This is a genomic window from Streptococcus sp. CL8.13 (assembly GCF_049737895.1).
In genome coordinates this window covers 1-4,690 of sequence record NZ_JBKOTT010000076.1, presented here as the reverse complement: position 1 = coordinate 4,690, position 4,690 = coordinate 1, and the positions used below count along the sequence as shown (strand labels likewise).

Below are 4,690 nucleotides of genomic sequence, written 5' to 3'. Positions count from 1 at the left end.
AAAAATTCAATCGTTACCTTTCCATCAGTCGATTGATTATTCTGACCACAAGCTGTTAGACCTAGTAAACTAGCACCAGCGACTAAAAGAAAACCTGCTTTCTTATACCATTTCATTGGAAAGCCTCCTTTATAAATTTATGCACCTTTATTATAGTCTTCTAAAAATATACTGTCTACTCAAAAAATCTCCTTGGGATAAGGTAACAGTTAAACCTGCATACATAAGTTCTGCACCTGAGTAAACTTCTCCATTTTCCTGTAATTCATACAGGCCCTCTTCATCCAAATCTTTTAACTTTAAAGTTGTTTCCATAGTCTCTACAACTGATAAAATTCGAACATAGGTTACAACCGTTTGATTTTTATAGTTAAATTGTACAGCTGCTTCATTGGATGCAGACTCGGGATTGATTAACCTATACTGTTGTCCTAACTGAACTACTGGTCGTAATTCTTTATACAAGTTCACCTGATTAGCAATCTCAGCTTTCTCTTCATCTGATAAACTTGTCAAATCAAGCTCATATCCCAAATTTCCCATCATTGCTACATGACCACGTGTTTCTAATGGTGTCGTTCGCCCCATCTGATGATTCGGTACTGCTGACACATGAGCGCCCATAGAAATAGATGGATAGAGATAGGATGAGCCATATTGAATTGGTAAACGTGCAATAGCATCAGTATTATCACTTGCCCAGACTTGAGGGAAATAACGCATCATACCAAGATCATTTCGTCCACCACCACCAGAGCAGGACTCAAAGAGAATCTGACTGTGCTTCTCTGTCAGATAAGAAACAAGTTCATAAAGCCCCAGCATGTACTGATGAGATTGCATCTGTGTCTCTAGATAGTTCGAACCATTCCCCAATTTAGTAATATTACGATTCATATCCCATTTGATGTAGTCAATCTCATGATAAGATAGGAGTTCATCTAAGACATTTTTCAAGTATTCTACTACCTGAGGATTGGCAAGATTAAGTACTAATTGATTCCGAGAATAAGTATGCTCATAACCAGGAACCTGAATAGCCCAGTCAGGATGTTTACGATACAAATCACTATCTACAGAAATCATTTCAGGTTCTAACCAAAGTCCAAACTGCAAACCTCTTTCATGGATAGCTGAAATCAGACTTTCTAGGCTTCCACCCAGTTTTTTCTCATTGACAACCCAATCACCTAAAGCCCGATTATCATCAAAGCGATTGCCAAACCACCCATCATCTAATACGAAAAGTTCAATGCCAACTTTCTTAGCTTCATCGGCTAGCTCTAACAGTTTTTGTCTCTGAAAGTCAAAGTAAGTAGCTTCCCAGTTATTGATTAGAATTGGACGTTCTTTTTTAGAAAATTCACTTGGCATAATATGCTGAAGTATAAAATTCTGACTTTCATGACTAATACCAGTTAATCCCTGATCTGAATAGGTCACTAAAGCTACCGGTGTTTCAAAGTTCTCCTCAGGATTTAACTTCCAAGAAAAGTTTTCCGGATTTATGCCAATAGCCACCCGAACTTCGTTCAATTGATTTTTTTGAACAAAAGCTTCAAAGTTGCCACTATACAGTAGTTGAATAGCAAACACATTTCCAGCATCCTCTGTGACTCCTTGATCACATAAGAGGAGAGCTGGTGTTTGGGCATGGCCAGAAGCACCACGGTTCGAACTAATCGAAAAGATTCCTTGTTCTACCTGTTGACGTCGAACAGTCTTTTCACGAGCATAAGCACCCTGCAAAGTTACTATTTCGTAAGCTGCCGCTGGAAAATCATCCATAAAAGAAAAGTTTTTATGGATGATAACTTCCTGGTTGCTCTTATTCTCCAATTTACTGTAGCTAGCAATTGTCGCATTATTATCAAAAGCAGTATAATACAGAGTCAGACTAAGTTGAGCCTTAGAATCTTCTAAAATCAAGGCAAGAGTCTCTGTACCATCCATGCTGTGTGGAGAAGGTAAACCTTGTGGACCATTTTGACCTTTTAGAATCTTTGCTTCTATAAACCGAAAATCTGTTACCTCAGTTGCATCGTGCTGAACCTGCAAAGTTGGTTTTCTAAAATCACCCAAACCATGTTGTCCAAAAATCTGACGTTGCGTATCCAAACTAAAGGTTCGATTAGTAGCTGTCGGATTCCCTGAAAAAGCATGATCTCGTTCGTAAACACTATTAGCACCTCTATAGTTCTTAATAGTCTTTCCAAAATGTTTTAAAAGTAAGAAACCATCCCTATTTTCAATAATCAAACTTAAATCTTTACTCTCAACGTAAAATAGATTATTCTCTATCCGAATTCCCATAAATTGTACCTCATCTATTTCTTGAAAAAATTTTAACAAATAAAAGCGCTTTCTAAAATAGAAAAATGTCTCAAGAATATGGTAAAATGTTAGGTAGGAGGTGGAACATGCTAGTTTTTTCAGAATACCAGACTGGAACAATTGACCTTTCCCTAAGCTTTTATGGATATGAGGAATGCACACCTAATTACTCTTTTGGTCCAGCCATTCGTGATACATACGTTCTACATTACATTACTAAAGGACAAGGTAAATTTCATTACAAAGGTAAAATTGTTGATTTAAAAGAAGGAGATTTCTTTCTATTAAAACCAGATGAATTAACCTTTTATCAAGCAGACAATGAGAAACCTTGGTCCTACTACTGGTTAGGAATAACAGGAGGGAAAGCCCCTGACTATTTTGCTCTTTCTCAAATTTCCGACCAATCCTATCTCATCCAATCTGAAACTTGTCATACACAAACAACTGCAAAACTCATCTCAGATATTGTCCGCTTCGCTCAGATTTCAAAATCAAATGAATTAGCTCAACTCCATATCATGGGACAACTCCATGAACTGATGTTTCATCTGGGGACTATTGCTCCCAATCAGAAAAAAAAGAATATTTCATCAACCCACCAACTCTATCTCGAATGCAAAAGATTAATTGATAGCCACTATCCTCAATCACTTACAATTCAAGATTTAGCGAAAGAACTATCCGTTCACAGAAGCTACTTATCAAGCGTATTCAAAGAGTTTAACACCTTATCTCCCAAAGAATACCTACACTACGTTCGAATGCATCGAGCTAAACAACTTCTCGAAAATACCCAAGAGTCCATCAAGGTAATTGCATACTCGGTAGGCTTTTCAGATCCACTACATTTTTCTAAAGCTTATAAACAATACTTTAACCAGACTCCAAGTCAAACAAGAAAAGAATATTCTCAACACCAACTAGTGAGAAAGGAAACACTATGAAATCCTACCAAGCCGTCTACCAAATTCTAGCAAAAGAAAGCGATTATATGAGCGGAGAAAAGATTGCAGAAGAACTATCACTGACCCGAACATCAGTTTGGAAAGCTATCAAGCGCCTCGAACAAGAAGGTATTGAAATTGATAGCATAAAAAATAGGGGCTATAAACTATTGAATGGAGATCTTCTCCTGCCAGACCTTATACAAGAAAATCTCCCAATTACCGTTAATTTTAAGTCAGAAACTAAATCTACCCAAATTGATGCAAAAGAAGCAATAGATAGAGGATATGAAACAAACACCCTCTATTTAACTTCCTATCAAACAGCAGGCCGAGGTCGATTTCAACGTTCTTTCTACTCACCACAAGGTGGCATTTATATGACCCTCCATCTTAAACCAAATCTTCCCTATGACAAATTACCATCCTACACACTACTTGTAGCAGGAGCTGTCTACAAAGCCATTAAGAACCTAACTTTAATAGATGTCGACATAAAATGGGTCAATGATATCTACCTAAACAATCATAAAATTGGAGGAATCCTTACTGAGGCAATGACGTCTGTAGAAACAGGCCTAGTCACAGATATCATTATTGGAGTAGGGATCAACTTTACTATTAAAGACTTCCCTCAAGAATTAAAAGAAAAAGCTGCTAGTTTATTCAAAGCTCCAGCACCTATAACCAGAAATGAATTAATAATAGAAATCTGGCGTGCTTTCTTCGAAACACCTGCAGAAGAGCTATTATACCTATACAAAAAACAGTCATTCGTTCTAGGAAAAGAAGTTACTTTCACACTAGATCAAAAAGACCACAAGGGACTTGCTAAAGACATCTCTGAAAGTGGTAAACTTTTAGTTCAATGTGATAACGGAAAAGAAATTTGGCTAAATAGCGGAGAAATTTCACTCAAGGGTTGGAAGTAATAATAAACTAGCACAACCATAAAATCGACAATATATAAAGATTTTAGCTTTTCTTCAACCCACTACAGTTGACAAAGAGCGCAAAAAAACTTCAGATAAGTAATCCAATTAAGTTTTACAAATCTGAAGTTTTTATTCTACTATTCTTAAAAATACAAAAAAAGAGAGTTATAAACCCTCATTCAAACGGAGAATAAGGGATTCGAACCCTTGCGCCAGTTACCCGACCTAACGATTTAGCAAACCGTCCTCTTCAGCCTCTTGAGTAATTCTCCAATTAATGGGCACGAGTGGACTCGAACCACCGACCTCACGCTTATCAGGCGTGCGCTCTAACCACCTGAGCTACGCGCCCAAGTTAAAAACTTGGTAATTTGAACAAAGTTCAAAGCGGGTGACGAGAATCGAACTCGCGACAACAGCTTGGAAGGCTGTAGTTTTACCACTAAACTACACCCGCATACATACTATAAGTAA

General features: G+C 37.4%; 4 protein-coding genes and 3 tRNA genes. 2 read left to right on the top strand and 5 right to left on the bottom strand.

What is annotated here, in order from left to right; translation table 11 throughout:
* Positions 1-116: sugar ABC transporter substrate-binding protein (locus ACLNCN_RS03505; RefSeq protein WP_424844628.1), on the bottom strand; the 116-nt coding region annotated here is incomplete at its 3' end.
* A 34-nt stretch (positions 117-150) separates the two neighbouring features.
* Complete coding sequence (locus ACLNCN_RS03500; RefSeq protein WP_261030629.1) at positions 151-2,313, bottom strand: alpha-galactosidase; 2,163 nt, start codon at positions 2,311-2,313, stop codon at positions 151-153.
* 107 nt (positions 2,314-2,420) lie between these two features.
* Here ACLNCN_RS03500 and ACLNCN_RS03495 point away from each other — a divergent pair, with 107 nt between their 5' ends.
* Positions 2,421-3,281, top strand: coding sequence for an AraC family transcriptional regulator (locus ACLNCN_RS03495; RefSeq protein WP_261012292.1), 861 nt, complete (start codon positions 2,421-2,423; stop codon positions 3,279-3,281).
* Positions 3,278-4,213, top strand: coding sequence for a bifunctional biotin--[acetyl-CoA-carboxylase] ligase/biotin operon repressor BirA (birA, locus tag ACLNCN_RS03490; protein ID WP_261012293.1), 936 nt, complete (start codon positions 3,278-3,280; stop codon positions 4,211-4,213). Before ACLNCN_RS03495 ends, birA begins: the two co-directional genes overlap by 4 nt.
* A gap of 187 nt (positions 4,214-4,400) precedes the next feature.
* Here the strand turns inward: birA and ACLNCN_RS03485 are convergent.
* The 3 genes from ACLNCN_RS03485 to ACLNCN_RS03475 all read right to left on the bottom strand — a co-directional run bounded on the left by ACLNCN_RS03485 (position 4,401) and on the right by ACLNCN_RS03475 (position 4,673).
* Positions 4,401-4,488: transfer RNA gene (locus tag ACLNCN_RS03485), tRNA-Ser, on the bottom strand.
* 6 nt (positions 4,489-4,494) lie between these two features.
* Positions 4,495-4,568, bottom strand: a tRNA-Ile gene (locus ACLNCN_RS03480).
* A 34-nt stretch (positions 4,569-4,602) separates the two neighbouring features.
* Positions 4,603-4,673, bottom strand: a tRNA-Gly gene (locus ACLNCN_RS03475).
* Positions 4,674-4,690 lie beyond the last annotated feature (17 nt).